Below are 25985 nucleotides of genomic sequence, written 5' to 3' on the forward strand. Positions count from 1 at the left end.
CTCGCGGACATCAGTAGCGGTCCCTCTCTGCGTAGGCACCGGAGAACAGGAACTGCAGCGTCGAGGGCGCGTCGAACTGCAACTCGGTGTTCGGCTGGAACGGGATGTAGGCGTTGTCGGTCACCAGGAACGGCGTGTGGTACCACGAACCGCCGAACTGCTTGGACGGGACGTCCGGAAGGCCACGACAGTTCGGGCCACCGGAGGCGTTCACCATCGGCAAGCTCTCGGGGTAGGTGTAGTTGGGCGCGCCGGGGAAGAAGTTCGAAGAGACGAACAGGCCCGGCTTGACGCCACCGAACACGGGGCCGTAGCGGTCCACGGCCTTCGACAAGCCCTGGATGAGGCAGGGAAATTCCGGTGAGTAGTCACCCAGGACCTTGAGCGGGGCCCGCAGCCGCTGGATGGCGGCGATGTAGTCGTCGGCGGCCGGCGAGATGGTCGCGTAGGCATTGTTGGCGAACCCGGTGGATGCCAGCAGCGCCGCGTTCAGGTCGTTCTGCTCGTCGGTCAGCGTCTTGCTGACGGTCGGCGCGTTGTCCAGAATCTTGGCCAGGTCGGGCGCGGCGTCACCGTAGATGCCGGCGACGGTCGCGGTGTCCTTGAAGTCCTGCTGCAGGGTCGGCAGCTTGGGGTTGAAGTACTCGAGGTACTTGCTCAGCCCGGCCGCCGCGGCACCGGCGTCGTCGCCGTGGCCCCGCAGGCCTTCGCCGAGCGCGGTCACCGTGGCGTTCAGGTTGACGGGGTCGATCTTGTCGAGCAGGTCCGTCAGGGTCTGGAAGACGGTGTTCATCTCCAGCTGGACGTCCTTGGCCTGCACCTGCGCGCCGGGCCGCATCGCTTCCTTCGACGGATGCTCGGGCGGGAGGAACTCGACCGACTTGGCGCCGAACACCGTCGTGCTGCCGAGCCGGACGCGGGCGTTCGACGGGATGTAGCGCATCTGGTCGCTCAGGACCGCCAGATTCAGCTTCGCCTGGTCGCCGGCGTACTCGATGGTCTCGACCTTGCCGACCTGGATGCCGCGGTACTTGACCTTGGCATCGGGATCCATGACCAGGCCGGCGCGGGGCGCCATGACCGAGACGGTGTCGGTGGGGGTGAAGGCCGCGGTGTACGACAAGTAGGTGAACACCACGGCGGCCAGCATGATGCTGATCAGCACCGCTGCCGCGAGCCTCACATGGCTGCGTTTAGGACCGCCGGAAGACATCGTCGTGCACCCCCTATCCGGAGAGGTTGAAGTTGCCGGACGCGCCGTACACGGCCAGGGAGATGAGCAGGACGATCGTGACGACCACGATCAGCGAGGTCCGCACGGCCTGACCGACGGCGATGCCCACGCCGACGGGTCCGCCACTGGCGTTGTAGCCGTAGTAGGTGTGCACCAGCATCACCGCGACGGACATGACGATGGCCTGCAGGAATGACCACAGCAGGTCAGTGGGCACCATGAAGGTGCTGAAGTAGTGGTCGTAGAGGCCGGCCGACTGGCCGTTGATGTACACCGTGGCGGCCCGCGCTGCGAAGAACGACGCCAGGACGGCGAGTGCGTACAGCGGGATGACGGCGATCAGGCCCGCGATGATCCGGGTGGACACCAGGTAGGACACCGAGTGCACCGCCATCGATTCGACGGCGTCGATCTCCTCGGCCACGCGCATGGCGCCCAGCTGCGCGGTACAGCCGGCCCCGATCGTGGCGGCCAGCGCGATACCCGCGATGATCGGCGCGACGATGCGGACGTTGAGGAACGCGGACAGGAAGCCCGTCAGCGCCTCGATACCGATGTTGCCCAGCGACGAGTAACCCTGGACCGCGATGACGCCACCGGAGGCGAGCGTCATGAACGCCGCGACGCCGACGGTGCCGCCGATCATCACCAGCGCGCCGGTGCCCATGGTCATCTCGGCGATCAGCCGGATGGTCTCGCGGCGGTAGCGGGTAAGCGCGTTGGGGATGTACCGGAAGGACTCCCCGTAGAACAGCGCCTGCTCACCGATGCCGTCGAAGACGGCGGGCACGGCCCGGAACATTCGTTTGAATCTGAGGGTTGCGTCGTAGCTCATGGCCGAATCACCTCACCAGTACTCGGACGCCGATGGCGGTCATGATCACGTTGATGACGAACAGACAGATGAAGGCGTAGACCACGGTCTCGTTCACCGCGATGCCGACGCCCTTGGGGCCGCCCTTGACGGTGAGGCCGCGGTAGCAGCCGACCATGCCGGCGAGCAGGCCGAACAACACGGCCTTGATCTCGGCGAGCATCAGCTCGCCCAGGCCCGTCAGCACCGTCAGGCCGTTGATGAACGAACCCGGGTTGACGCCCTGCAGGAAGACGGAGAAGACGTAGCCGCCCGAGATGCCGATGGCGCACACCAGGTTGTTCAGCAGCACGGCGACAAAGGTCGACGCGAGGACGCGGGGCACGACCAGCCGCTGGATCGGGTCGATGCCGAGCACGCGCATCGCGTCGATCTCTTCGCGGATGGTGCGGGCGCCCAGGTCGGCGCAGATTGCGGTGGCACCCGCGCCGGCGACCACCAGCACGGTGACGACGGGGCCCAGCTGGGTGACCGTGCCGAATGCGGTGCCGGCGCCGGAGAGGTCGGCGGCGCCGATCTCACGCAGCAGGATGTTCAGCGTGAAGGCGACCAGCACGGTGAACGGAATGGCGACGAGCAGGGTCGGCACGAGCGATACGCGGGCGATCATCCAGGTTTGTTCGAAGAACTCCCGGAATTGAAAAGGGCGACGCCACATCTTTGTGAATGTGTCGAGGGCCATTTCGAAGAACCCGCCGACGGCCCGGGCCGGAGCCGCAAGCTGTTCGATCAACCTTCGACTCCATTCTCGGTCCGGGCTGAGCAGTCACGGCGAAGAGTGGGGTTTCCCTCTTCCACAGCGGCCTGATCACCACGTTGTAATGCATGGCTCTTGTGAGCCGGCGCATAGTAGCTAGAACATGTTCGCACTGGCAAAAGAACAGCAAAATCACTGGGAAACGACATATAATCGCAGCTCAGAGTATATTTTGACGTTGCCGTCACTGAAACAAGTTCTAGTGCCGACGCGGCGCTTTCTACGCCGCGTCAGCACTCGATCCGGGACGTTCAGTCCCTCGACTCCATCAGGGCAGTCGCCGAGAAATTCCGCTCCGGATCGCGGTCAGCAAAATATCCGCGCAACGTGGCACTCAGTTGTGTCATGTCCCACTCAGCGGACGACGCTGTGAAGTGGCTCTCCACGGTCGGGGCTGCTACCAGGGTCACAGTCGGACCATAAACGATGAAGAGCTGGCCATTCACGTTTTCCGACGCGGGCGAGGAAAGGAAACGCACCAACTTCACAACGTGTTCCGGCGACAGCGGGTCGACCTCTCCTTCACCAGGAGCCGCACCAAAGACATCGGCCGTCATCGCGGTACGAGCCCGCGGCGCGATCGCGTTGGCGCGAACGCCGTAGCGCTCCAGACCGCGGGCCGCGGTCAGGGTCAGGGCCGTGATGCCGGCCTTGGCGGCACCGTAGTTCGCCTGCCCCACCGGACCGGCCAGGCCGGCCTCGGACGAGGTGTTGACGATCCGGCCGTAGACCTTGCCGTCGGCCGACTCCTTGGCCTTGGCGCGCCAGTAGGTCGCGGCGTTGCGGGTCAGCAGGAAGTGGCCGCGCAGGTGGACCGCGATGACCGCGTCCCAGTCCTCGTCGGTCATGTTGAACAGCATCTTGTCGCGGGTGATGCCCGCGTTGTTGACCACGATGGCGAGCCCGCCCAGGCTGTCCGCCGTGGCGACGAGCTCGTCGGCGGTGCTGCGGGCGCTGATGTCGCCCGCCACCGCAACACCTTTGGAGCCGGCGGCCTCGATCTCGGCGAGCACGTCCGACTTGTCGAGCGCGCCGGCCATGTCGTTCACCACGACGGTGGCGCCGGCCTGCGCCAGGCCGATGGCCTCGGCGCGGCCGAGCCCCGCGGCGGCACCGGTGACCACGGCCACCTTCCCGGACAGGTCAGTGGAGTCGATTTGGCTGGTCAATTTATGAATACCTCTAGTCTTTGCGGAGAAGGGCGGCGCGGGGGCATTCCGCGATGGACTGCTCGGCGAGTTCTTCCTGGTCGGCAGGCACCGGATCGGCCTTGACTACTGCATAGTCGTTGTCGTCGAGATCGAAAAGGTCCGGCGCAATTCCCACGCAAACCGCGTTTCCTTCACAGCGATCGTGATCAACTTCAACCCGCATGACACCCTCCTGAGAGCCCGGATTTCGACAGTGAGGCCAACATAACGACCCCACCATGGCGATGCCAGTGTGGCACGCTCTGGACCCCAAGACTAGAACGTGTTACAAGTTTGAATAGGCACGGGTCGACGAAAGCCGCCCCGGCAACGTGACAACGGACCACAGACCCAACCCAATTCAACTGATAAAGGATGAGTTCGATGCGGATCGGCTACACGCCCGAGCAGGAGGAGCTGCGGCGCGAACTGCGCTCGTACTTCTCCAAGCTCATGACCCCGGAGCGCGCCGAGGCGCTGGCGTCCAACGACGGCGAGATGGGACGCGGCAACGTCTACCGCGAGACCGTCGAGCAGATGGGCAAGGACGGCTGGCTGACGCTGAGCTGGCCCAAGGAGTACGGCGGCCAGGCCCGGCCGCCGATGGACGGCCTGATCTTCAACGACGAGGCCGCCATCGCCAACGTCCCGGTGCCGTTCCTGACCATCAACTCCGTGGCACCGACGATCATGCACTTCGGCACCGAGGAGCAGAAGAAGTTCTTCCTGCCCAAGATCGCCGCGGGCCAGCTGCACTTCTCCATCGGCTACAGCGAGCCCGGCGCCGGCACCGACCTGGCGTCGCTGCGCACCACCGCGGTCCGCGACGGTGACGACTACGTCATCAACGGCCAGAAGATGTGGACGTCGCTGATCGCCTACGCCGACTACGTCTGGCTGGCGGCCCGCACCAACCCCGAGGCCAAGAAGCACCGCGGCATCTCGATGCTGATCGTGCCGACCACCGCCGAGGGCTTCTCCTGGACGCCGGTGCACACCATGTCCGGTGTGGACACCAGTGCCACCTACTACCAGGACGTCCGCGTCCCGACCTCCAGCCTGGTCGGCGAGGAGCACGGCGGCTGGAAACTGGTCACCAACCAGCTCAACCACGAGCGCGTGGCGCTGGTGTCGGCGCAGCCGATCTTCGTCGCACTGGACGGGGTTCGGGAATGGGCCCAGAACACCAAAGACCACCACGGCAAGCGCCTGATCGACTCCGAGTGGGTGCAGCTGAACCTGGCCCGGGTGCACGCCAAGGCCGAAGTGCTGAAGCTGATCAACTGGGAGCTCGCCTCGGCCACCGACTCCGCGCCCTCCCCCGCCGACGCCTCGGCGGCCAAGGTCTACGGCACCGAACTGGCCACCGAGGCCTACCGGCTGCTCATGGAGGTGCTCGGCACCTCGGCGACCCTGCGCCGCGACACCCCGGGTGCGCTGCTGCGCGGCCGGATCGAGCGCTGGCACCGGTCCTGCCTGATCCTGACCTTCGGCGGCGGCACCAACGAGATTCAGCGCGACATCATCGGCATGGTCGCGCTCGGCCTGCCCCGAGTGAATCGCTAAGAGAGAGCGGCGAGAAATGGACTTCAAGACAACCGAAGCATCTGAGGACCTCGGCGGCCTGGTCCGGTCCATCACCGAATCGGTGGTGACCCCGGAACGCCAGAAGGAGCTGGACAAGCTCGACGAACGGTTCGACCGTGAGCTGTGGGACAAGCTGATCGATTCCGACATCCTGTCCACCACCGCACCGGAGTCGGTGGGAGGCGGTGGTTTCGGTCCGCTGGAGCAGTCCGCCGTGCTCGTGGCGCTCGGCCGTCAGCTCGCGGCGGTGCCGTACCTCGAGTCGACCATCCTGGCCGCCGGCGCCATCGCCGAATTCGGCTCGGCCGAACTGCAATCCGAGTGGGCCGCCCCGGCCGTCGCCGGCAGCAAGATCGTCGTGCCGGCGCTCGACGGTGAGATGGGTCAGGGCCCGGTGCAGGCAACCGGCAGCGATGAGACCGGCTACAAGCTCACCGGCACCCGCACCCAGGTCGCCTACGGCCCGGTCGCCGATGCCTTCCTGGTGCCTGCCGAAAGCGATTCCGGCGTCAAGGTTTTCCTGGTCGCCGCGGCCGATGCGGGCGTCACCGTCACGTCGCTGGACACCACCGGACACGGCAGCGTCGCGCACCTGGATCTGCAGGGCGTGTCCGTCGCCGCTGACCGCGTCGTCGGCGGCGCCGAGGTGCTCGCCTGGCTGCAGCTGCACAATGCCCTGGGCCGCACCGCATTCCAGCTCGGCGTGGTGGAGCGCGCGCTGGAGCTCACCGCGTTGTACGCCCGCGAGCGCGAGCAGTTCGACCGCCCCATCGGCAGCTTCCAGGCCGTGTCGTCCCGGTTGGCCGACGGCTACATCGACGTCAAGGCGCTGCGCCTGACGCTGACCCAGGCCTCCTGGCGCGTGGCCGAGGGCCTCCCCGCCGAGGTCGACGTGAACACTGCGGCGTTCTGGGCCGCCGAGGCCGGACACCGGGTGGCGCACACCGCGGTGCACGTGCACGGTGGCGTCGGCATCGACATGGATCACCCGGTACACCGCTACTTCCTGGCTGCCAAGCAGACCGAGTTCGCGGTCGGCGGGGCCACCGGGCAGCTGCTGCAGATCGGGCGCGAACTCGCCGAGACGCCCGTCTAGATTCGACTGATGTCCTCCCGGCCCACCGTCAGCGACCTGCTGCGCCCGCTCGTCGACGTCACCGACCGCGGGTTGTACGACTGCACCACGGCGCCGGACGATTCACCGGTCGGCCCGGCTGATCTGATCAGCTGGGCCGACCACATCGCCGCGGGCGTGCAGTTGGCCGCGGCGTTGAAGGCCCGGCTGGACCCGGCCAAACCGCCGCACATCGGTGTGCTGCTGAGCAATACGACGTTCTTCTCGTCGCTGCTGGTGGCCGCCGCGCTGGCGGGGCTGGTTCCGGTCGGCCTCAACCCCACCCGCCGCGGAGCGGCGCTGGTCGGCGACGCCGAGCGCTCCGACTGCCAGTTGGTGCTCGCCGACAATCCCGACCTGGTCCCGGCCGGCCTCGAGGCCGCGCGCATCGACGTCATCGACGTCGAATCCACCTCGTGGGCAACCGAACTCGCCGGGTTCGCCGGCACGCCGGTGCAATTCACGGACGTCGATCCCGACGACCTGTTCATGCTGATCTTCACCTCGGGCACCAGCGGTGATCCCAAGGCCGTCCGGGTCACCCACGACAAGGTGGCGTTCCCGGGCCAGATGCTGGCCGATCGTTTCGGCCTCGGGCGCAACGACACGTTCTACCTGTCCATGCCGCTGTTCCATTCCAACGCGGTGATGGCCGGCTGGGCGGTGGCGCTGGCGGCGCAGGGGTCGATTGCGTTGCGCCGCAAGTTCTCCGCCTCCGGATTCCTCCCGGACGTGCGCCGCTACGGCGCCACCTACGCCAACTATGTCGGCAAGCCGCTGTCGTACATTCTGGCCACGCCGGCCCGGCCGGACGACACCGACAATCCCCTGAAGTTCATGTACGGCAACGAGGGCGCCCCGCGTGACCTGAACCGGTTCGCACAGCGTTTCGGCGTCATCGTCGTCGACGGTTTCGGCTCCACCGAGGGCGGTGTCGCGATCGCCCGCACCCCGGACACCCCGGCCGGCGCGCTCGGGCCGCTGACCGACGAGGTGGCCATCGTCGACGTGGAGACCGGCCTGCCGTGCCCGCCGGGCGTCGTCGGCGAAATCGTGAACCCGACCGGCCGGGGCTGGTTCCGCGGCTACTACAACAACGAGGGGGCCGAGGCCGAACGCATGGCCGGCGGCATCTACCACACCGGCGACCTGGCCTACCGGGACGAAGCAGGGTTCATCTATTTCGCTGGGCGCCTTGGTGATTGGATGCGGGTCGACGGCGAGAACCTCGGCACCGCGCCCATCGAACAGGTACTGCTGCGGCACCCCGACGTCGTCGAGGCGGCCGTCTACGCGATACCCGATCCCGCCGTCGGCGACCAGGTGATGTCGGCACTCGTACTCCTCGACCACGCGGAGTTCTCCGCGGACGACTTCAGCGCCTTCCTGGCCGCCCAAGAGGACCTGGGCCCCAAGCAGTGGCCCCGGTTCATCCGCGTCGCCACGACCCTTCCGCGGACCGAGACCTTCAAGGTCATCAAGCGGCAGTTATCCGCTGAGGGCACCGACTGCGCGGACCCGGTTTTCGCGATCGCGCGCTGACTTTCAGGCCGGGACGGCCTCGACGAGCGACATGGGCCCGGCCGTCGGCACCACCCGGGATTGCCGAAGGCCGGCCTGCCGCAACAGTTCTGCGTACTGCGAGGCCGTGCGTTCCTGGCCACCCGCCGTCACCAGCATCTCCAGGTCCAGGAGCATCCCGGGGTGATACGGCATGCCTTCGGGCAGGACCATCTCGATCAGCACCACGGTGCCGTGCGGGGCCATCGCCTTCCGGATGTTCCGCAGGATCGCCAGGGCGCTGTCCTCGTCCCAGTCGTGGATGATCGTCTTCAGCAGGTAGGCGTCGGCACCTTCGGGGACCGAATCGAAGAACGAACCACCGGTGACGGTGATGCGGTCGGCAACGCCAGAGGCATCCAAAACCGGGCCGGCACCCGCGACCACCGACGGCAGGTCGAAGAGCACACCGCGTGCCGTGGTCGCCTGTTGCAGTACCGCGGCCAGCAGCTTGCCATGCCCGCCACCGACGTCGACGATGGTGCTGAACTTCCGGAAATCGTAAGCGGGCAACAGGGTTTCGATCACCATGTCCGACAGCCCGGTCATGGCGTTGTTGAACACCTCGGCCAGCTCGGGTTCGCTCTCGATGTAATCGAAGGGCGCCATACCGCGGAGCATCTCCAGTGCCGTCTTGCCGGTCTGCACCGAATACAGCAGTTGTCCCCAGTCCTCCCAGTGCTTCGGGTGGCCGACGAACTGCAGCATGGGCGCCATGGATCCGGGCGCGTCAGACCGCAGGGCCTCGCCGAGGCGGGTCAGCGCGAACCGCCCGCCGCTCTCCTGCTTGAGCAGTGAGTTGCTGGCCAGCGCCCGCATCAGCCGGAACGTGGCGCCGGGATCGGAGCCCACCCGACCGGCGACGTCGTCAGGCGTGGCTGGTCCGCCGGCAAGGATGTCGAAGATGCCGAGTTTGGACGCCGCGTACATTGCCTGGGTCAGCCAAGCGCCCTGAACCATCTCGAACACGGTGAGATTGGCCGGCACCACGGCCTGGCGCAACTGGCTCAATCCGTCGCGGACTCGGCCGATGCCGTCGATAAGCCAACCAGGCGGAGGTTTCTGCGCGTTTGCCACGGACCACACAGTAATGCCACAGCTAATCCGGCCGCTAGAGCAGACATCCGCCCTGCCGGGTCCGCCTCACAGGTGGATCGCGAGCATTGTCGATTAGTCTCGGCCGTATGAGAACGTCCGCGATCACCGGCCTCGTCGCGGCGGCGACCGCACTGTCTGTGGTGCTGGCCGGTTGCGACTCCGGAAAAGATGCGAGTGCGTCGTCCGGCAACAACCCGACCAGCGCCGCCGCGACAGCGGCGACACCCGGTCCGGATGCGGGCAGCGACAAGGCCGATGACGGCCCCAATCCGACCATCGCCAGCTACATCAAGGACCACAAGATCCCCGAGAAGCAGGTGCACCGCACCGACGACGGCGAACCCAAGGTGGAGTTGCCGAAGCCGACCGGCTGGAGGTCTTCGGGCGACGACAATCCGCCCTGGGCCTATGACTCGATCGTCTACAACGGGCCCGTCGACCCGAAGGACTACCCCCCCAGCGTGATCGCCCTGCTGTCGAAGCTGCCCGGTGATGTCGACGCCAAGGCCCTGATGGCCACCGCCCCCGGGGAAATCCAGAACCTGCCGGGATTCACCCCGTCAGGGCCCGGCACGGAAACCAAGGTGCGCAGCTACCCCGCCTATCGGATCTCCGGCACCTGGGTTTCCGACGGCAAGACCAAGTTCGTCGCGCAACAGACGGTGATCTTCCCGGCGAACGGCGCAACCTATGTGCTGCAACTGAATTCGGACGGCTCAGCCGAGCAGACGCCCATCGTCCAGGCAGCCACAGATGCGGTCGCCCGCCAGGTCACCATCACCCCGTAGCCGGGATCAGTTGTCGCGGATGGCATCCAGGCGCTTGGTGGCTGCCTCGAACTCGGCGACCAGTTCGGCGATGATGACCTCGACCGGGCGGATCTCGTTCATCCGGCCGACGATCTGACCGACCGGCATCGCGACCGCGGTCGGATCGGTGGACTCGTTCATCCGCTGATGCGCCTCGCTGACCAAGATGTTCTGCAACGGCATGGGCAGCGGATCGGGCGCACCCTCGGCGTCCCAGGCGTCGGTCCAGCGGCTCTTGAGCAGCCGCGCCGGCTTGCCGGTGTAAATCTTGCGGCGGACGGTGTCGGCCGAGGTCGCGTTCAGCATCGCCTGCTGCACAACCGAAACGCCCGACTCCAGGCGCACGCCGAGGTCGTACTCGGCCGAGGTCAGGAACGCTGAGCCCATCCAGACGCCCTGCGCACCCAGTGCCAGCGCGGCGGCCAGCTGCCGACCCGTGCCGATGCCACCCGCGGCGAGCACCGGGGCCGAACCATCAAGGGCATCAACAATTTCCGGCCACAACACCATGGAGCCGATCTCACCGGTGTGACCACCGGCCTCATGCCCCTGTGCGACGACGATGTCGACGCCGTTCTCGACGTGCCGCGCCGCGTGCTTGGCCGAGCCGGCCAGGGCGGCCACCGGAACCCCGGCGGCGTGCGCCTGGTCGATGACGTCCTTCGGCGGCGAACCGAGGGCGTTGGCGATCAGCTTGATCGGGTGCTTGAGCGCCACCTCGACGTGGCTGCGCGCCACCGAGTGCAGCCAGCCGAGCACGCCTTCGTTCTTCTCTTCGTCCGCCGGCAGCGGCGGCACGCCGAGATCGGCGAGGGTCTTGGCGACGAAGTCCTTGTGCGACTGCGGGATCAGTTTGTCGATGTCGACGCTGGTGCCCTCGGTGGGCACCTTGGCCGGCATCACGATGTCGACGCCGTAGGGCTTGCCTTCGGTGTTGGCGTCCATCCACTGCAGGACGTTCTCGAGGTCGTCGGCGTCGTTGAACCGGACGCAACCCAGCACGCCCATGCCGCCGGCGCGGGTCACGGCCGCGGCCACCTTCTCCGACGGCGTGAAGACGAAGATCGGGTATTCGATCCCGAAGCGTTCGCAGAGTTCGGTTTTCATCTCTCGTTCCTGACTAGGCTTGTGCGCCTGCGTGTTTCGCGTGCACCTCATCGGCGGGACGCGCCTCGGTCTGCTCCTTGGCCCAGCGGTAGTCGGGCTTACCGGCCGGGGACCGCTTGACCTCGTCGACCAGCCACAGGCTGCGCGGCACCTTGTAGCCGGCGATCTCGCTGCGCACGAACGCATCCAGGTCGGCCAGCGCCGGCTTGGTGCCCTCGCGCGGCTGTACGACGGCCGCGACGTGCTGGCCGAAGCGCGGGTCCGGAACGCCGACGACCAAGGCGTCGAACACATCCGGGTGCCCCTTGAGTGCGGCCTCGACCTCTTCGGGGTAGATCTTCTCGCCGCCGGAGTTGATCGACACCGAGCCGCGGCCCAGCATCGTCACGCTGCCGTCGGCCTCGACCTCAGCGAAGTCACCGGGGATGGCGTAGCGAACACCGTTGATGGTCTTGAAGGTTTCCGCGGTCTTCTTCTCGTCCTTGAAGTAGCCGACCGGGATGTGCCCGCACTTGGCGATGATGCCGCGCACGCCCGAACCCGGCACGACCTCGTTGCCGTCCTCGTCGAGGACCTTGGTGTTCTTGTCGATGGTGACGCGCGGGCCGCCGGTGTGCGACTGGCCCTTCGCCACGATGCTGGTGCCACCGAAGCCGGTCTCCGACGAGCCGATCGAGTCGGTGATGATCCGGTTCGGCAGCAGCTCGAGGAACTTCTCCTTGAGGCTCGTCGAGAACAGCGCGGCGGTGCTGGCCAGCAGGAACAGGCTCGAAAGGTCGTACTCGTTGCCGGCGTCCTGGTGCGCGAGCAGCGCGTCCAGCAGCGGCCGCGCCATGGCGTCGCCGGTGAAGAACAGCAGATTCACCTTGTGTTCGTGGATCATTCGCCACGCGGCGTCGGCGTCGAACTCCGGCATCAGCACCACGGTGTGGCCGGTGAACATGGCCATCCAGGTGGCCGACTGCGTTGCGCCGTGGATCATCGGCGGGATGGGGAGCCGGATCATCGGCGGGTTGGTGGCAGCCTGCTTGGACAGATCGTATTCGTCGGCGATGGGCTCGCCGGTGGCGAAGTCGGTGCCGCCGAACAGCACCCGGTAGATGTCCTCGTGGCGCCACATGACGCCCTTGGGGAAGCCGGTGGTGCCACCGGTGTACAGCAGGTAGATGTCGTCCTCGCTGCGCGGGCCGAAGTCGCGCTCGGGCGAGCTGTCGGCGATGGCGGAGTAGAACTCGACGCCGCCGTACCGCTGGTAATCCAGGTCGCTGCCGTCTTCGACCACCAGCTTGGTCTTCAGCAGCGGCAGCTCGGGCAGCACGTTCGCGACCCGGTCGGAGTACTGGCGCTCGTGGATGACGGCCACCATGTCCGAGTTCTCGAACAGGTACTTCAGTTCGCCCTCGACGTAGCGGAAGTTGACGTTGACCAGGATGGCGCCGGCTTTGACGATGCCGAGCATGCCGATCACGATCTCGATGCGGTTGCGGCAGTACAGCCCAACCTTGTCGTCCTTCTTCACACCTTGCGACTGGAGGTAGTGGGCCAGCCGGTTGGCCTTTTCCTCCAGCTGGGCATAGGTCAGCTGTTCGTCGCCACAAATCAGTGCGACGCGGTCCGGCACAGCATCGATGGCGTGCTCGGCGAGATCTGCGATGTTCAGAGCCACGTTACATAAACTAGAACGTGTTACATTTTGTGACAAGTCTAACGTTCTCGAGCCCGGAGGAAGGCACCTGTGAGCGAGCCCGAAAAAGGCCCCGACGCCCTTATTGAGCAGCGCGGACACACGCTGATCGTCACCTTGAACCGGCCCGAGGCCCGCAACGCGCTTTCTGGCGAGATGCTCTCGATAATGGTCGAAGCCTGGGACCGCGTCGACAGCGATCCGGAGATCCGCACCTGCATCCTCACCGGCGCCGGCGGCTACTTCTGCGCCGGTATGGACCTCAAGGGCGCCACCAAGAAGCCGCCGGGCGACTCGTTCAAGGACGGCAGCTACGACCCGTCGCGCATCGACGGTCTGCTCAAGGGCCGCCGCCTGACCAAGCCGCTGATCGCCGCGGTCGAGGGCCCGGCCATCGCCGGCGGCACCGAGATCCTGCAGGGCACCGACATCCGCGTCGCCGGGGAGAGCGCCAAGTTCGGCATCTCAGAGGCGAAGTGGAGCCTGTACCCCATGGGCGGCTCGGCGGTGCGCCTGGTGCGCCAGATTCCGTACACCATCGCGTGCGACATGCTGCTGACCGGCCGCCACATCACCGCGCAGCAGGCCCTGGACTACGGGCTGATCGGCTATGTGGTTCCGGACGGCACCGCGCTGGAGAAGGCCCTCGAGATCGCCGAGGTGATCAACAACAACGGCCCGCTGGCGGTGCAGGCCATCCTGAAGACCATCCGCGAGACCGAGGGCATGCACGAGCTGGACGCCTTCAAGCCCGACACCGCCAACGGCATCCCGGTGTTCCTGTCCGAGGACTCCAAAGAAGGCCCGCTGGCGTTCAAGGAGAAGCGCGCGCCGCAGTTCAAGATGCGCTGACTGCGCGATTTGTGCACGATTTTTCGCGGCCATCGCGGAAAATCGTGCACAAATCAAAAAGGAGCCGGGCATGCACGAAGACGCCTCGCTGTTGCGGGGTCTGCTCCTGCAGTTCGCGCTGCGGACCCTGCTGGCGGTGTTCATCGGGTTCGGCCTGATTCTGGAGCCACCGAACGCGAACCTGCGCCTGCACTGGGGCATCTTCGCCGGCTACGTCGCACTGGTCGGGGCGTGGGGCTGGTGGGCGCGACGCTCGGCAGATCAATCCGGCCGGCGCAGGCAGCGCGCGGTGGCGCTGCTGATGCTGTGCGCGGATTTGACTGTGGTGGCAGTGATTTCAGTGGACAGCGGACTCAGTTCGCCGGAAACCTGGACCTCCGACGTCATGCAGCACGGGCTGTTCCTGATCCCGCTGATCGCGGCGGCCCAGCTCGATCCCGCCGTCAGCGCCATGATCGCGATCCCCACCATCGGCACGTTCTTCATCGTGAACTGGATCGACCGGGAAGCCAATGGCAACGAGCCCTGGGGCTCGATCCTGCTGCGGACCGCCATCGTGTTCGGCCTGGCCGCCGGGTCGGTCGCACTGTCGTGGATTCAGCAATCCAGGACCCGGACCATCGCCGGCCTGGCCCAGGAACGGACCCGCTTGCTCGAAGAGGTGATCAGCCTGGAGAAGCGGGAACGCCAATCACTTTCGGAGCGCCTGCACGACGGGGCGCTGCAGTACGTCCTGGTGGCCCGGCACGACATGGAGGACGTCCGCGACGGTTCGGTCGAGGGCATGGACCGCGTCGACTTCGCGCTCGCGGAATCCTCCCGGCTGCTGCGCGACGTGGTGCGCGAACTACATCCCGAGGTGCTGGCGCGCTCCGGCCTCAAGGCCGCGATCACCGCGCTCGCCGACGGCATCGCCGCGCGGACCAACCTCTCGGTCCACCTGGATGCCGACGGCTGGCCCGACACCCTGCGCACCGACGCCGATCATCTGCTCTACAGCGCGGCCCGCGAGTTCTCGACCAACGCGATCAAACATGCGAACGCCGACAACCTGCGATTCACGCTGGCCCACAACGGAAATCGGGCCGAACTACGCGTCGCCGACGACGGTGTCGGCATCCCTGCGGACCGGCTCGCGCAGAGCGTCGAGGACGGTCACATCGGGTTCGCGTCCATCTGCACCAAGGTGCTGGCCACCGGCGGCCAATTCACCGTCACGGGGTCGCCCGGGACCGTCATCTCGATGGCGGTGCCGGCGTCGCCCAGCTAGAACGCCGCGCCCTGTTCGCGGTCCAGGTAGGTGATGGACTTGTTCTTCAGGACGAAGACGTACACCGCAAGCGATATCGCGATGCACACCGTCACGTAGCCGATGAACAACGGCACCTCGCCCCGCGCCTTCAGAGCTTGGTAGATCACCGGCGATGTTCCGGCGAAGATCGAATTGGCCATCGCATACCCAACTCCCACGCCGAGTGCGCGGATGTGCGATGGGAACAGTTCGGACTTCACGAGCGCGTTGATCGACGTGTAGCCCGTCAGGATGACGTATGCGACCGCCAGCAAGAGGAACGACACGATCGGTGAATGTGTCTGTGGCAGATAGGTGATCAGTATGTAGGTGTAGAGCAGACCGCCGACGCCGAAGAACACCAGCAGCGGTTTGCGCCCCACCTTGTCGCTGATGATCCCGCCGATCGGCTGCAACAGCATCAGGAAGATGAGCCCGGCCAGGTTGATCCACGTGGCCGTCATGGCCTGGTCCTTGTACGTCGTCTTGACGATCGTCGGGCCATTGACGCTGTAGGTGTAGAACGCCACGGTGCCGCCGAGGGTGATCAGGAAGCACACCCACAGTGACGCCCGGTATTTGGTGAACAGTTCGCGTAGCGAGCCCGCACCGGTGTCCTTGCCGGCTTTGATGGCCGCCAGCTGCTCCTCGGACAGCGACTCGTCCATGGACCGCCGCAACCAGAACACCACCACGGCTGCGACGCCACCGATGGCAAAGCCTATGCGCCAACCGAATTCGTGTACCTGAGCTTTGGTGAGCACGGTCAGGATGATCAGCAGGGTGAACTGTGCCAGCACGTGCCCGCCGACCAGTGTCACGTATTGGAACGACGAGAAGAAGCCCCGGCGCTCGCGCGTCGCCGCTTCTGACATGTACGTCGCCGACGTGCCGTATTCGCCGCCGGTGGCAAAGCCCTGCACCAGCCGGCACAGGATGAGCACGACCGGCGCGGCCGCCCCGATGGTCGCCCGCCCGGGCACCAGCGCAATCACCATGGAGCACAACGCCATCAGTGACACGCTGAACGTCAGTGCGGCCCGACGGCCCCGACGGTCGGCGTACCGGCCGAAGAACCACGAGCCCACCGGCCTGGTCAGGAAGGTGACGGCGAAGATCGCGTAGACGTAGATCGTCGAATTCTGGTCGGCCTCATCGAAGAACTGCTTCTCGAAGTAGGTGGCGAACACCGTGTAGACGTAGACGTCGTACCACTCCACCAGGTTGCCCGAGGATCCCCGGATGGTGTTCCAGATCGCGCGGCGGTTCTCCGCCTTGCTCGACGGGATCATCGTTGTGGTCATACGGCCAATCATCGACGGCAGACGCTACACCGCACCCCAAAACCTGCCGATTCCTTGCACAATCCTCACATTGGACCCGCGAACCGGCGCTACAGCACCCGCGCCGTCGGAGTGAACACCACCGGCATGGCCTCGGGGCCGCTGACGAAGTTGGCGGCGCGCAGCGGGATCTCCGCACCCTCGGCCAAGCGGAGATCGGGCAGGCGCTGCAGCAGCCGCTCGGTCATCAGGCGCAGCTCGAGGCGGGCCAGCTGGTTGCCCATGCAGAAGTGGGTACCGAAACCGAAAGCCAAGTGGCTGTTGGGATTCCGGTCGATGTGGAACTCGTCGGGGTTCTCGAACTGCTCGCCGTCGAAGTTCGCCGACTCGAACATCAGCATGACCTTCTCGTCTTTTTTCAGCTCGGTGCCGTAGAACACGGTGTCAGCGGTCAGCGTGCGACACATGTTCTTGATCGGCGAGGTCCAACGCAGCATCTCCTCGATGGCACTGGGCATCAGCGACGGGTCGGCCACGAGCCGGTCCCACTGGTCGCGGTTGCGCATCAGCTGCTCGGTGCCGCCGGACAGCGTGTGCCGCGTGGTCTCGTCGCCGCCGATCAGGATCAGCAGCGTCTCCATGACGATCTCGTCGTCGCTCAGGCGCTGACCTTCGACCTCGGAGTTGATGAACACCGAAAAGAGGTCGTCGGTCGGGTTCGCCCGGCGGTCCTTGATGACGTCCATCGTGAAAGCGGTATATGCCGCAAAGGTTTCCATCAGTTTCTGGATCGACGATTCGTCCAGGTGCGACGACAGCCCCGACACCAACTCGTCGGACCAGTTGAGCAGCATCTCGCGCTCATCGGGCACCACACCGAGCATGTCGCCGATGACGGCCATGGGCAGCGGAGCGGCCAGATCGTTGACGAAGTCGGCCTCGCCCTTCTCACAGACGTTGTCGATCAGCGCGTCGACCAGGCGCCCGATGGACGGCACCTTGTCCATGACGCGCTTGCGGGTGAAACCGGCGTTGACGAGCTTGCGGCGCACCAGGTGCGCCGGGTCGTCCATGTCGATCATGTAGGGCATACCCGGCTGGTCGGGACGGATACCGCCGGCGTTGGAGAACAGCTCGGCGTTGCGCTCGGCGTCGAGCACAGACTGGTACGTCGTCACCGCGGCCTGTCCGTTGCGGTCGCGGAACACCGGCTCGTTGGCCCGCATCCAGCGGTAGGCCTCGTGTGCAGCTGCCCGGTCGGCATAGAACCGGCCGTCGGCCAGGTCAACGTCGGGGCGGGTGATAACACTTGTCACTTGATCTCCTGAGCATCGGCGAAGGTCATGTCTACGTTGTCAGCGGAACCGGAAAGCATGGCGCGTTTCGGCAATCCGAGCGCCGCGAGTTCGCGGGCATACGGGTGGTCACCCAGGCGCACCGTCACGCCGCCAGGCCGGTACCGCACACCGGACGGCAGCCATACGCCCGCAGTCTCCCGGGTGATGCCATCGAGATGCGAGTACGTCGGCGACTGTTGCGGTTTGGACGGCGCGGGCACCGGGAATCCTGGCCGGAAATCCATCCCGACAGCGAATTGGCCATCGATGGTGACGTCGAAGCCGAAGTTCTTGCCACCCCGAAGGTTGAAGTCCGCCATCACCTTTGGGTAGCCCCAGATGTTCCGGCCGGCCTCGAGGGTGAAGGCCTGGTCTACGGGCATGTGATGGACGAACGCTCCGGCCGACTGCAGGGCCCGCAGGCCCGACGCGTTCGATCCCGGCGGGTTCACCATGACATTGGTGGAGTATTCGTGATACTGGCCAAGGTCGCCGTCAACGAAGTGCATCAACGTCAGCACTGCCACCGCCCGGCGCGGGCGATACTGGCACACCTGCAGGCCGCTGTAGTCGATCATGCGTTGCGCAGCATCGGCGTCGACCGAAAACATCGCCATGTGCTGCGTCGCTTTGCGAACGCGCACCGGCATGGTCAGCACGGTGCCCGCAATGGTGTGTTGCGAGGGCGTAGACCCGGTGGCGTCAGTCACAGCACAAATCTAGAACAGGTTCTAGACACTTTGCAATAAGTGTCTACTGCGCTGTTTGCGAGCAGGCGCAAAACTGCACCTTGGCGTGCCAAAACGACAGCTTTACGACAGTTCGCGGAGCGAACTAGACCAATTCAGCCAGCTGGTTGATCTGCTCGACCGACTTGGCCCCGACCACCATCATGGTCACGCCCGAGGCCTCCCAGGCCTTGATCTGCTCCTTGACGTAGTCAAGGTTGCCGACGATCGCGGAGTCGTCGACCAGCTCGTCCGGAATGACCTTGGCGGCCTCGTCTTTGCGGTCGCTGCGGAACAACTTGGTGACGTCGTCGACCACCTCGGAGTAGCCCATGCGGCGGTACACCTCGGCGTGGAAGTTGGTGTCCTCCGACCCCATGCCACCCATGTAGAGCGCGAGGTGCGGCTTCATCATCTCCATGACCATCGGCCGGTCGTCAGTGACGATGATCTGCGCGGTGGCACAGATTTCGAACGTCTCGCGGGTCCGGCGGGCACCCGGACGGGCAAAGCCCTCGTCGAGCCATTCGTTGTACATGCCGGAGATCCGCGGCGAGTAGAAGATCGGCAGCCAGCCGTCGGCGATCTCAGCGGCCAGCGCGACATTCTTGGGCCCTTCGGCGCCGAGCATCACCGGGATATCCGCGCGTAGCGGATGGGTGATCGGCTTGAGCGGCTTGCCCAGACCAGTGGTGCCCTCCCCCGAGAGCGGCAGCGGGTAGTGCGGACCGGCACTGGTCACCGGGGCTTCGCGGGCCCAGACCTGGCGCAGGATGTCGATGTATTCGCGGGTGCGGGCCAACGGCTTCGGGAATTTCTGGCCGTACCAGCCCTCGACGACCTGCGGTCCCGAGACGCCGAGGCCCAGGATGTGGCGGCCGCCCGACAGGTGGTCGAGGGTCAGCGCCGCCATGGCGCACGCCGTGGGCGTGCGGGCTGACATCTGGATCACCGAGGTACCCAGGCGCATACGCGTGGTTTCCCGGCCCCACCAGGCCAGCGGCGTGTAGGCATCCGAGCCCCAGGCCTCGGCGGTGAAGACGGTGTCGAACCCGGCTTCCTCCGCGGCCGCGACCAGTGTCGCGTGGTCGGTGGGCGCCTTGGCGCCCCAGTATCCGAGCTGCAAACCGAGTTTCATAGCGTTGCCTTCCCGCGCATGCTTGCCACGATTGTTAGAACCTGTTCTACTCGATGCCGTGAGCGCTAGCCAAAGCAGCCCAGCCCAGATGGCAGGCCATGAGCCGCCCCTTTCAGCTCCGCTGAAACTGTCATTCGACTACACCCGTTCAGTCGGTCCGGTCCTGAGTCAGTTCTTCACCGCGCTGCGCGGACGACGCGTCGTCGGCACCCGCGGGTCGGACGGCCGGGTACACGTCCCGCCCGCCGAGTATGACCCTGTCACGTACGAGGCCCTGACCGAGGTGGTTCCGGTTTCCAGCGTCGGCACCGTGGTGTCGTGGACCTGGCAGCCCGAGCCCCTGGAGGGCCAGCCCCTGCAGCGTCCTTTCGCCTGGGCGCTGATCAAGCTCGACGGCGCGGACACCCCGCTGTTGCACGCGGTCGACGCTCCCGAAGGTTCCCTCAAGTCCGGTGACCGGGTCCGCATCCAGTGGGTCGACGAGCCCGTCGGCGCGATCACCGACATCGCCTACTTCGTTCCCGGGGAAGACGCAGAGGAGCCGTTGCCGGACGACCATCGCGACCCCGTGACGATGCTGGTCGTGCCGTCGTCCATCGAAATCCAGCACACCGCTTCACATCCCGAGACCGTGTTCCTGCGCGGCCTGCAGGAGGGCAAGCTGCTCGGCGGCCGCACCAAGGTCGGCCGCGACGGCAAGCCCGGCCCCGTGCTGTTCCCGCCGAAGGAGGCCGACCCGGCCACGGGCCTGGAACTCGACGAGTTCGTCGAGCTGGTCGACCGCGGCACGGTGACGACGTTCGCGATCATCAACATCCCGTTCGCCGGCCAGCGCATCAAGCCGCCGTATGTGGCGGCCTACGTGCTGCTCGACGGTGCCGACATCCCGTTCCTGCACCTGGTCACCGAGATCGACGCGGCTGACGTCCGGATGGGCATGCGGGTGGAGGCGGTGTGGAAGCCCCGCGAGGAGTGGGGCCTGGGCATCGACAACATCTCGCACTTCAAACCGTCCGGCGAACCTGACGCCGACTACGACTCGTACAAGCACCACCTGTAAAGGGAACTGCCACAATGACTTCCAGTGACGTAGCGGTCGTCGGGTTCGCGCATGCCCCGCATGTGCGCCGCACCGACGGCACCACCAACGGCGTCGAGATGCTGATGCCGTGTTTCCAAAAGCTGTACGCCGAGTTGGGCCTGAAGCAGGCCGATATCGGATTCTGGTGCTCCGGTTCCTCGGATTACCTTGCCGGCCGGGCATTTTCGTTCATCTCGGCCATCGACTCGATCGGCGCCATCCCGCCGATCAACGAATCGCACGTGGAGATGGACGCGGCCTGGGCGCTGTACGAGGCCTACATCAAGATCCTGACGGGCGAGGTCGACACCGCGCTGGTCTACGGCTTCGGTAAGGGCAGCGCCGGCACGCTGCGCCGCGTGCTGGCCCTGCAGACCGACCCGTACACCGTCGCGCCGCTGTGGCCCGATGCCGTGTCGATGGCGGGCCTGCAGGCCCGCTTCGGGCTGGACGCCGGCAAGTGGACGGCCGAGGACATGGCGCAGGTGGCGCTGGACTCGTTCGCCGCGTCGCCGCGTGTGGACCGGCTCGAGTCGGCCGCCAGCGTGAGTGAGCTGCTGGACCGGCCGTTCTTCGCCGATCCGCTGCGCCGCCACGACATCGCCCCGATCACCGACGGTGCGTCCGCGATCGTGCTGGCGTCGGCAGACAAGGCGCGGGAGCTGCGCGAAAACCCGGCATGGATCACCGGTTTCGAGCACCGTATCGAGACCCCGGTCCTGGGTGCGCGGGACCTGACGACCTCGCCCTCGACTGCCGCTTCGGCGCAGGTCGCCACGGGCGGCGACGCCGGTTCGATCGACATCGCCGAATTGCACGCGCCGTTCAGCCACCAGCAGCTGATCCTCAAAGAGGCCATCGGGCTCGGTGCGTCGACGAAGATCAACCCGTCCGGTGGCGCCCTGGCCGCCAACCCGATGTTCTCGGCCGGTCTGGAACGTATCGGCTTCGCCGCCGAGCACATCTTCAACGGATCGGCGAACCGCGTGCTGGCGCACGCCACGAGTGGTCCTGCGCTGCAACAGAATCTGATTGCCGTTCTGGAGGGTAAGTAGCCATGGCCAAGAATCTCGCTGCGGTCCTCGGCACCGGACAGACCAAGTACGTCGCCAAGCGCTCTGACGTCTCGATGAACGGCCTGGTGCGCGAAGCCATCGACCGCGCCCTCGCCGATTCCGGTTGCACGATGGCCGATATCGACGCCGTCGTCGTCGGCAAGGCACCGGACTTCTTCGAGGGCGTCATGATGCCCGAGTTGTTCATGGCCGACGCCACGGGCGCCACCAACAAGCCGCTGATCCGCGTGCACACCGCCGGTTCGGTGGGTGGCTCGACCGCGATCGTCGCCGCCAGCCTGGTCAAGTCCGGTAAGTACCGCCGGGTGCTGACCATGGCCTGGGAGAAGCAGTCGGAGTCGAACGCCATGTGGGCGCTGTCGATTCCGGTGCCGTTCACCAAGCCCGTCGGCGCGGGCGCGGGCGGTTACTTCGCGCCGCACGTGCGCGCCTACATCCGTCGTTCCGGGGCGCCGAGCCACATCGGCGCCATGGTGGCGGTCAAGGACCGGCTCAACGGCGCCAAGAACCCGCTGGCGCACCTGCACCAGCCCGATATCACCGTCGAGAAGGTGATGTCCTCCCAGATGCTGTGGGACCCAATCCGTTTCGATGAGACCTGCCCGTCGTCGGACGGCGCCGCAGCCCTGGTGATCGGCAACGAGGAAGTAGCCGACGCCCGCGTGGCCGAGGGACATCCGGTGGCCTGGATCCACGCCACGGCGCTGCGCACCGAGCCGCTGGCCTACTCGGGCCGCGACCAGGTGAACCCGCAGGCCGGCCGCGACGCGGCCGCAGCCCTGTGGCGCGACGCCGGCATCACCAGCCCGATCGACGAGATCGACTGTGCCGAGGTCTATGTGCCGTTCTCGTGGTTCGAGCCGATGTGGCTGGAGAACCTGGGCTTCGCCGCGGAAGGTGAGGGCTGGAAGCTCACCGAGGCCGGCGAGACCGCCATCGGCGGCAGGATCCCCTTCAATGCCTCCGGCGGTGTGCTGAGCTCCAATCCCATTGGCGCGTCGGGCATGATCCGCTTCGCCGAGTCGGCCATCCAGGTCATGGGCAAGGCCGGCGACCACCAGGTCGAAGGTGCCCGCAAGGCGCTGGGCCACGCGTATGGCGGTGGCGCACAGTACTACTCGATGTGGGTGGTGTCGGCGGACAAGCCTGCCTGATGCCCAGGATGAAGTACACCGTCAGCGTGGCGATGGGTCCGATCGAGGACATCATCGAGATCGCCAAGACCGCCGAGGACGTCGGGTTCGACGCGATCGCGTTGCCGGACTCGCTGTTCTACATGGAGTCCCAGGCCGCGGACTATCCGTACACCCCGGATGGTTCGCGGATGTGGAACGCCGAGACGCCGTGGGTCGAGAAGAAGAAGGATTCGCTCAAGCGGTACGCCGACATCCACATCCACTCCGGCTGGCAGGACTGACATGACCGTCACCGATCCGAATCACCCCGCACATCTGGCCGGGTGCCGCTCCCGCGCGGCGGTGGCCGCCCGGGACAAAGAGGCGTGGCTGTCGGTGTTCGCCGACGACGCCATCGTGCAGGACCCGATCGGTCCGTCGTTCTTCGATCCCGAGGGCACCGGCCATCGCGGCAAGGAAGCCATTGCGGCATTCTGGGACAAGGCCATTGCCCCGACCGACCAGCTGGATTTCCACTTCGAGCAGACCTACCAGTGTGGTGACGAGGAGGCCAACATCGGCCGCATCGTCACCACCATGGGCGGGCATCAGATCACCACCGAAGGAGTGTTCACCTATCGGGTGAACGCCGCCGGGCAGATGGTGGCGTTGCGTGCCTACTGGGAGGTCGAGCGTTCGGCGGCCACCGCCCGGCCGGTCTGAACGGCCAACTCGAAGGCCGGCTCCAGCTGGACGCCCGCCACCCCGAGCATCATGCTCGCCATCACGTAATGGCCGACCAGCGTGGTGAATTGGAAGATCTGATCGTCATCGAGTTCGCGCCGTAGCGCGTCGAACCTGGCCGCCGACAGGTTCTTGGTGGCGATCAATTCATCGGCCGCCTCGAGCAGCGTCCGCAGCCGAGGTGCCCAGTCGGGGTCGTCCTCGTTGGTCAATGATTCGACGGTCGCCCGCGGGACGCCCAGTTCCAGCGCCATCCGGGTGTGGTGGGCGTACTCGTACTGGCAACCCATCCGCCAGGCCACCCGCACCACCACACATTCGTTGTCCGCCTGGGCAATTGCGCCGTGTTGCAGCAGCTGGGTGAAGAACAGGGTGTGCAGCGGAAACGCCCGGCCCAGCCTGGCGGTCACCAGGAAACAGGTGTAGTCGTAGCTGTCGCCGGCACCGATCCGGATGGCGGCCAGGAACGCCCGCTGCCACCATGTCAGTTCCGGACGGGACAGCGGCGGGATCCGGCGCGGATGATCCAGTTCGTGCCAATTGCCCGGCGGCAGCGTGATCTGGGGTTGGCGCGGTGCGCGACGTGGGTCCGTCGGGCGGAGAGCATGCAGCAGTGACATCGGAATTCCTTTCAGGTCAGGCACCGACCATGCGGCCGGTGAGGGCCAACACGACCCGTCGTGGGGTGAAGCGAGAGAAGAACACCGGCATGGCATTGAGTGCGCCGGCGATGGCACTCGGTGGCGGGCAGCGCCGATCCAGGGTCCGCAGCGTGAATTCCGCGACGTCATCGGGTGTCTGCCAGCGGCCGACTCCCGGTCGGGTGGTGCCGAGCTTGTCGAAGAACTCGGTGTGCATGGGTCCGGGCGACACCGCGAGCACCCGCAGCCGGCTGCGCCGGGTCTCGTAGGCGAGCGCTTCGGTGAAGCTGAGCACGAAGGCCTTGCCGGCGCCGTAGACGGCCATCGCCGGGGTCGGCTGGTAGGCGCTGGTGCTGGCGATGTTGACCAGTGCGCCGCGACCGCGCGACAGCTGTGGCAGTAGGGCTCTGGTCAACTCGACCAGACTCACCACGTTGAGCTGGATTTCGGTCATCAACGCCGCCGGATCCGCGCTGATGAAGTCGCCGTGCACGCCGGTGCCGGCGTTGTTGATCAGGGTGTGGACGGTCAGTCCGTCCGCGTCGATCCGTTGTGCCAGAACCGCACCCGCGCCCGGCTGCGCCAGGTCGTGGCCGTAGACGGCGACCTGGACACTGCCCCCGAGCTCGGCCGCGAGCTCGTCGAGCCGGTCGGTGCGCCGGGCCACCAGGATCAGGTTCGCGCCCCGAGCGGCCAGGCGCCGGGCCAACTGTGCGCCCAATCCCGAACTGGCGCCGGTGATCAGGGCGGTGGTGCTGCGGTAATCGATCATCGGGTACTCACCCGCCGATCGCCGCGGCCGATGGCCCGGTTCTCCGGACGAAAGCGCCGGGTGGGTGAGATACCGCGCGGGGACTGCCCGGCTTTCTCCACCAGATCCAGGTATTCGAACGGGTTGTGTCCGCAGAAGGTGGCCACTTCGGGATGATCGGCGTTCAGCGCCCGCAGTCGATCCTGGTTGTCGCGGCGGTTGGCGCGTTCGGTGGTCACCAGCAATTGGAAGAGTTCCGGGCCGATACCGCAGCGGCGCTGCGGAAGTTTGACCTCACGGGCATCGAAATACGCGTCGCCGCAGGACAACAACCAGCCGTCGGGGCCGTTGACCGCGATGCCGGAGTGGCCGTGGGTGTGCCCGAACAGCGGCACCATGAGGATGTCCTCGCCGAGATCTTCCAGTCCACGGACTGCGTCGAAGCCCAGCCATGGCTCGCCGGTGGCGGCGTAGGTTCGCCATTTCGGGTTGTGCGCGAACATCTTCGGCCGGTAGCGCCGCTTGCCACGGATCCCGGCCCGGCGCTGGGCGGCGTCGAGTTCGGTGGCATGCACGTGCACCAACGCGTCCGGGAAGTCGCTGAGCCCGCCGACATGGTCGAGGTCCAGGTGGGTCTGCACGATGTGCCGGACGTCGCGCGGATCGAAGCCCAACTCCTTGATCTGCTCGATGGCAGCCAGCGACGGGTCGACCAGCGCGCGGGCGTAGACCTTGGCGAATTCCCAGCCCAGCCGCGAGGGCATGTCCTGGTAGTCGGCGCTGCCCAGTCCGGTGTCGACCAGGACCAGTCCGGCGTCGGAGGTCTCCAGCAGTAGTACATGGCAGACCAGATGCTGTCCGAGCACCGAAATCCCCTGTATCGAGGCGCAGTTGAGGTGGTGCACCTTGGTGACGGTCATCGCCGACCCCTTTC

25 protein-coding genes and 1 pseudogene are annotated in these 25985 nt (G+C 66.3%); 11 read left to right on the forward strand and 15 right to left on the reverse strand.

The window, feature by feature from the left end:
• Positions 1-10: 10 nt before the first annotated feature.
• The 5 genes from EB75_RS14090 to EB75_RS14110 form a co-directional block, all read right to left on the reverse strand.
• Positions 11-1213 carry an MCE family protein gene (locus EB75_RS14090; RefSeq protein WP_073696004.1) on the reverse strand — a complete coding sequence of 401 codons (1203 nt, stop codon included), beginning with the start codon at positions 1211-1213 and terminating at the stop codon, positions 11-13.
• A 13-nt stretch (positions 1214-1226) separates the two neighbouring features.
• The gene (locus EB75_RS14095) at positions 1227-2069 is read right to left on the reverse strand and encodes an MlaE family ABC transporter permease (protein ID WP_073696005.1); all 843 of its coding nucleotides are present in this window, start codon (positions 2067-2069) and stop codon (positions 1227-1229) included.
• A gap of 7 nt (positions 2070-2076) precedes the next feature.
• Positions 2077-2841: an MlaE family ABC transporter permease gene (locus EB75_RS14100; protein ID WP_029105067.1), complete on the reverse strand. Its 765-nt coding sequence runs from the start codon at positions 2839-2841 to the stop codon at positions 2077-2079.
• Positions 2842-3116: 275 nt separating this feature from the next.
• Positions 3117-4043 carry a 3-oxoacyl-ACP reductase gene (locus EB75_RS14105; RefSeq protein ID WP_168176041.1) on the reverse strand — a complete coding sequence of 309 codons (927 nt, stop codon included), beginning with the start codon at positions 4041-4043 and terminating at the stop codon, positions 3117-3119.
• Positions 4044-4047: 4 nt separating this feature from the next.
• Complete coding sequence (locus tag EB75_RS14110; protein ID WP_043398182.1) at positions 4048-4239, reverse strand: ferredoxin; 192 nt, start codon at positions 4237-4239, stop codon at positions 4048-4050.
• A gap of 200 nt (positions 4240-4439) precedes the next feature.
• Between EB75_RS14110 and EB75_RS14115 the strand changes: the two genes are divergently transcribed.
• From EB75_RS14115 to fadD17, 3 genes are read left to right on the forward strand one after another with little or no spacing between them, the layout of a single operon-like run.
• Complete coding sequence (locus tag EB75_RS14115; RefSeq protein ID WP_073696006.1) at positions 4440-5621, forward strand: acyl-CoA dehydrogenase family protein; 1182 nt, start codon at positions 4440-4442, stop codon at positions 5619-5621.
• Positions 5622-5637: 16 nt separating this feature from the next.
• The gene (locus EB75_RS14120; RefSeq protein WP_073696007.1) at positions 5638-6738 is read left to right on the forward strand and encodes an acyl-CoA dehydrogenase family protein; all 1101 of its coding nucleotides are present in this window, start codon (positions 5638-5640) and stop codon (positions 6736-6738) included.
• 9 nt (positions 6739-6747) lie between these two features.
• On the forward strand, positions 6748-8298 hold the full coding sequence (fadD17, locus tag EB75_RS14125; protein WP_073696008.1) for a long-chain-fatty-acid--CoA ligase FadD17: 1551 nt from the start codon (positions 6748-6750) through the stop codon (positions 8296-8298).
• 3 nt (positions 8299-8301) lie between these two features.
• On the opposite strand, the gene EB75_RS14130 is transcribed toward fadD17, so the two are convergent.
• Positions 8302-9393, reverse strand: a complete 1092-nt coding sequence (locus EB75_RS14130) for a methyltransferase (RefSeq protein ID WP_073696046.1) — start codon at positions 9391-9393, stop codon at positions 8302-8304.
• 107 nt (positions 9394-9500) lie between these two features.
• On the opposite strand from EB75_RS14130, the gene EB75_RS14135 reads away from it, so the two are divergent.
• On the forward strand, positions 9501-10202 hold the full coding sequence (locus EB75_RS14135; protein ID WP_073696009.1) for an LpqN/LpqT family lipoprotein: 702 nt from the start codon (positions 9501-9503) through the stop codon (positions 10200-10202).
• Positions 10203-10208: 6 nt separating this feature from the next.
• Here the strand turns inward: EB75_RS14135 and EB75_RS14140 are convergent, their stop codons facing one another.
• The gene (locus tag EB75_RS14140; RefSeq protein WP_073696010.1) at positions 10209-11330 is read right to left on the reverse strand and encodes an NAD(P)H-dependent flavin oxidoreductase; all 1122 of its coding nucleotides are present in this window, start codon (positions 11328-11330) and stop codon (positions 10209-10211) included.
• Positions 11331-11343: 13 nt separating this feature from the next.
• The gene (locus tag EB75_RS14145) at positions 11344-12996 is read right to left on the reverse strand and encodes an acyl-CoA synthetase (protein ID WP_073696011.1); all 1653 of its coding nucleotides are present in this window, start codon (positions 12994-12996) and stop codon (positions 11344-11346) included.
• Between the two features lie 69 nt (positions 12997-13065).
• Here EB75_RS14145 and EB75_RS14150 point away from each other — a divergent pair, with 69 nt between their 5' ends.
• Both EB75_RS14150 and EB75_RS14155 read left to right on the forward strand, forming a co-directional pair.
• On the forward strand, positions 13066-13866 hold the full coding sequence (locus tag EB75_RS14150) for a crotonase/enoyl-CoA hydratase family protein (protein ID WP_073696012.1): 801 nt from the start codon (positions 13066-13068) through the stop codon (positions 13864-13866).
• A 70-nt stretch (positions 13867-13936) separates the two neighbouring features.
• The gene (locus EB75_RS14155; RefSeq protein WP_073696013.1) at positions 13937-15136 is read left to right on the forward strand and encodes a sensor histidine kinase; all 1200 of its coding nucleotides are present in this window, start codon (positions 13937-13939) and stop codon (positions 15134-15136) included.
• Here EB75_RS14155 and EB75_RS14160 read toward each other — a convergent pair.
• The 4 genes from EB75_RS14160 to EB75_RS14175 form a co-directional block, all read right to left on the reverse strand.
• Positions 15133-16461 carry an MFS transporter gene (locus EB75_RS14160; protein ID WP_073696014.1) on the reverse strand — a complete coding sequence of 443 codons (1329 nt, stop codon included), beginning with the start codon at positions 16459-16461 and terminating at the stop codon, positions 15133-15135. The genes EB75_RS14155 and EB75_RS14160 overlap by 4 nt on opposite strands.
• An 89-nt stretch (positions 16462-16550) precedes the next feature.
• Complete coding sequence (locus tag EB75_RS14165; protein WP_073696015.1) at positions 16551-17756, reverse strand: cytochrome P450; 1206 nt, start codon at positions 17754-17756, stop codon at positions 16551-16553.
• A complete protein-coding gene (locus tag EB75_RS14170; protein ID WP_073696047.1) occupies positions 17753-18427 on the reverse strand; it encodes an acetoacetate decarboxylase family protein in 675 nt (224 codons plus the stop codon). Before EB75_RS14170 ends, EB75_RS14165 begins: the two co-directional genes overlap by 4 nt.
• Positions 18428-18611: 184 nt before the next feature.
• On the reverse strand, positions 18612-19643 hold the full coding sequence (locus EB75_RS14175; protein ID WP_073696016.1) for an LLM class F420-dependent oxidoreductase: 1032 nt from the start codon (positions 19641-19643) through the stop codon (positions 18612-18614).
• A gap of 58 nt (positions 19644-19701) precedes the next feature.
• Between EB75_RS14175 and EB75_RS14180 the strand changes: the two genes are divergently transcribed.
• From EB75_RS14180 to EB75_RS14200, 5 genes and pseudogenes are all read left to right on the forward strand, one after another.
• Positions 19702-20703 (forward strand): Zn-ribbon domain-containing OB-fold protein, encoded by a 1002-nt coding sequence (locus EB75_RS14180; protein ID WP_073696017.1) that lies wholly within the window; start codon positions 19702-19704, stop codon positions 20701-20703.
• A 14-nt stretch (positions 20704-20717) separates the two neighbouring features.
• Positions 20718-21779: a thiolase family protein gene (locus EB75_RS14185; RefSeq protein WP_073696018.1), complete on the forward strand. Its 1062-nt coding sequence runs from the start codon at positions 20718-20720 to the stop codon at positions 21777-21779.
• 2 nt (positions 21780-21781) lie between these two features.
• A complete protein-coding gene (locus EB75_RS14190) occupies positions 21782-22954 on the forward strand; it encodes a thiolase family protein (RefSeq protein ID WP_073696019.1) in 1173 nt (390 codons plus the stop codon).
• Positions 22955-22962: 8 nt separating this feature from the next.
• A pseudogene (locus EB75_RS14195) lies at positions 22963-23154 on the forward strand (LLM class F420-dependent oxidoreductase); the annotation flags it as partial.
• Between the two features lie 64 nt (positions 23155-23218).
• Positions 23219-23638, forward strand: coding sequence for a nuclear transport factor 2 family protein (locus tag EB75_RS14200; RefSeq protein ID WP_073696020.1), 420 nt, complete (start codon positions 23219-23221; stop codon positions 23636-23638).
• On the opposite strand, the gene EB75_RS14205 is transcribed toward EB75_RS14200, so the two are convergent.
• From EB75_RS14205 to EB75_RS14215, 3 genes are read right to left on the reverse strand one after another with little or no spacing between them, the layout of a single operon-like run.
• Positions 23593-24279, reverse strand: a complete 687-nt coding sequence (locus EB75_RS14205; RefSeq protein WP_168176040.1) for a carboxymuconolactone decarboxylase family protein — start codon at positions 24277-24279, stop codon at positions 23593-23595. The genes EB75_RS14200 and EB75_RS14205 overlap by 46 nt on opposite strands.
• A 16-nt stretch (positions 24280-24295) precedes the next feature.
• Positions 24296-25072: an SDR family NAD(P)-dependent oxidoreductase gene (locus tag EB75_RS14210; protein WP_073696022.1), complete on the reverse strand. Its 777-nt coding sequence runs from the start codon at positions 25070-25072 to the stop codon at positions 24296-24298.
• Positions 25069-25971, reverse strand: a complete 903-nt coding sequence (locus EB75_RS14215; protein ID WP_073696023.1) for an MBL fold metallo-hydrolase — start codon at positions 25969-25971, stop codon at positions 25069-25071. The genes EB75_RS14210 and EB75_RS14215 overlap by 4 nt, the downstream gene beginning before the upstream one ends.
• Between the last annotated feature and the right edge of the window lie 14 nt (positions 25972-25985).

Source organism: Mycobacterium sp. ST-F2 (genome assembly GCF_001905655.1).
Classification (GTDB): Bacteria; Actinomycetota; Actinomycetes; order Mycobacteriales; family Mycobacteriaceae; genus Mycobacterium.

Bases quoted from the DNA above. Each gene is read 5' to 3' on its own strand.
- EB75_RS14090 (WP_073696004.1), bottom strand. From the start codon at position 1,213: ATGTCTTCCGGCGGTCCTAAACGCAGCCATGTGAGGCTCGCGGCAGCG.
- EB75_RS14095 (WP_073696005.1), bottom strand. From the start codon at position 2,069: ATGAGCTACGACGCAACCCTCAGATTCAAACGAATGTTCCGGGCCGTG.
- EB75_RS14110 (WP_043398182.1), bottom strand. From the start codon at position 4,239: ATGCGGGTTGAAGTTGATCACGATCGCTGTGAAGGAAACGCGGTTTGC.
- EB75_RS14115 (WP_073696006.1), top strand. From the start codon at position 4,440: ATGCGGATCGGCTACACGCCCGAGCAGGAGGAGCTGCGGCGCGAACTG.
- EB75_RS14120 (WP_073696007.1), top strand. From the start codon at position 5,638: ATGGACTTCAAGACAACCGAAGCATCTGAGGACCTCGGCGGCCTGGTC.
- fadD17 (WP_073696008.1), top strand. From the start codon at position 6,748: ATGTCCTCCCGGCCCACCGTCAGCGACCTGCTGCGCCCGCTCGTCGAC.
- EB75_RS14135 (WP_073696009.1), top strand. From the start codon at position 9,501: ATGAGAACGTCCGCGATCACCGGCCTCGTCGCGGCGGCGACCGCACTG.
- EB75_RS14140 (WP_073696010.1), bottom strand. From the start codon at position 11,330: ATGAAAACCGAACTCTGCGAACGCTTCGGGATCGAATACCCGATCTTC.
- EB75_RS14155 (WP_073696013.1), top strand. From the start codon at position 13,937: ATGCACGAAGACGCCTCGCTGTTGCGGGGTCTGCTCCTGCAGTTCGCG.
- EB75_RS14160 (WP_073696014.1), bottom strand. From the start codon at position 16,461: ATGACCACAACGATGATCCCGTCGAGCAAGGCGGAGAACCGCCGCGCG.
- EB75_RS14170 (WP_073696047.1), bottom strand. From the start codon at position 18,427: ATGCCGGTGCGCGTTCGCAAAGCGACGCAGCACATGGCGATGTTTTCG.
- EB75_RS14175 (WP_073696016.1), bottom strand. From the start codon at position 19,643: ATGAAACTCGGTTTGCAGCTCGGATACTGGGGCGCCAAGGCGCCCACC.
- EB75_RS14185 (WP_073696018.1), top strand. From the start codon at position 20,718: ATGACTTCCAGTGACGTAGCGGTCGTCGGGTTCGCGCATGCCCCGCAT.
- EB75_RS14190 (WP_073696019.1), top strand. From the start codon at position 21,782: ATGGCCAAGAATCTCGCTGCGGTCCTCGGCACCGGACAGACCAAGTAC.
- EB75_RS14200 (WP_073696020.1), top strand. From the start codon at position 23,219: ATGACCGTCACCGATCCGAATCACCCCGCACATCTGGCCGGGTGCCGC.
- EB75_RS14205 (WP_168176040.1), bottom strand. From the start codon at position 24,279: ATGTCACTGCTGCATGCTCTCCGCCCGACGGACCCACGTCGCGCACCG.
- EB75_RS14210 (WP_073696022.1), bottom strand. From the start codon at position 25,072: ATGATCGATTACCGCAGCACCACCGCCCTGATCACCGGCGCCAGTTCG.
- EB75_RS14215 (WP_073696023.1), bottom strand. From the start codon at position 25,971: ATGACCGTCACCAAGGTGCACCACCTCAACTGCGCCTCGATACAGGGG.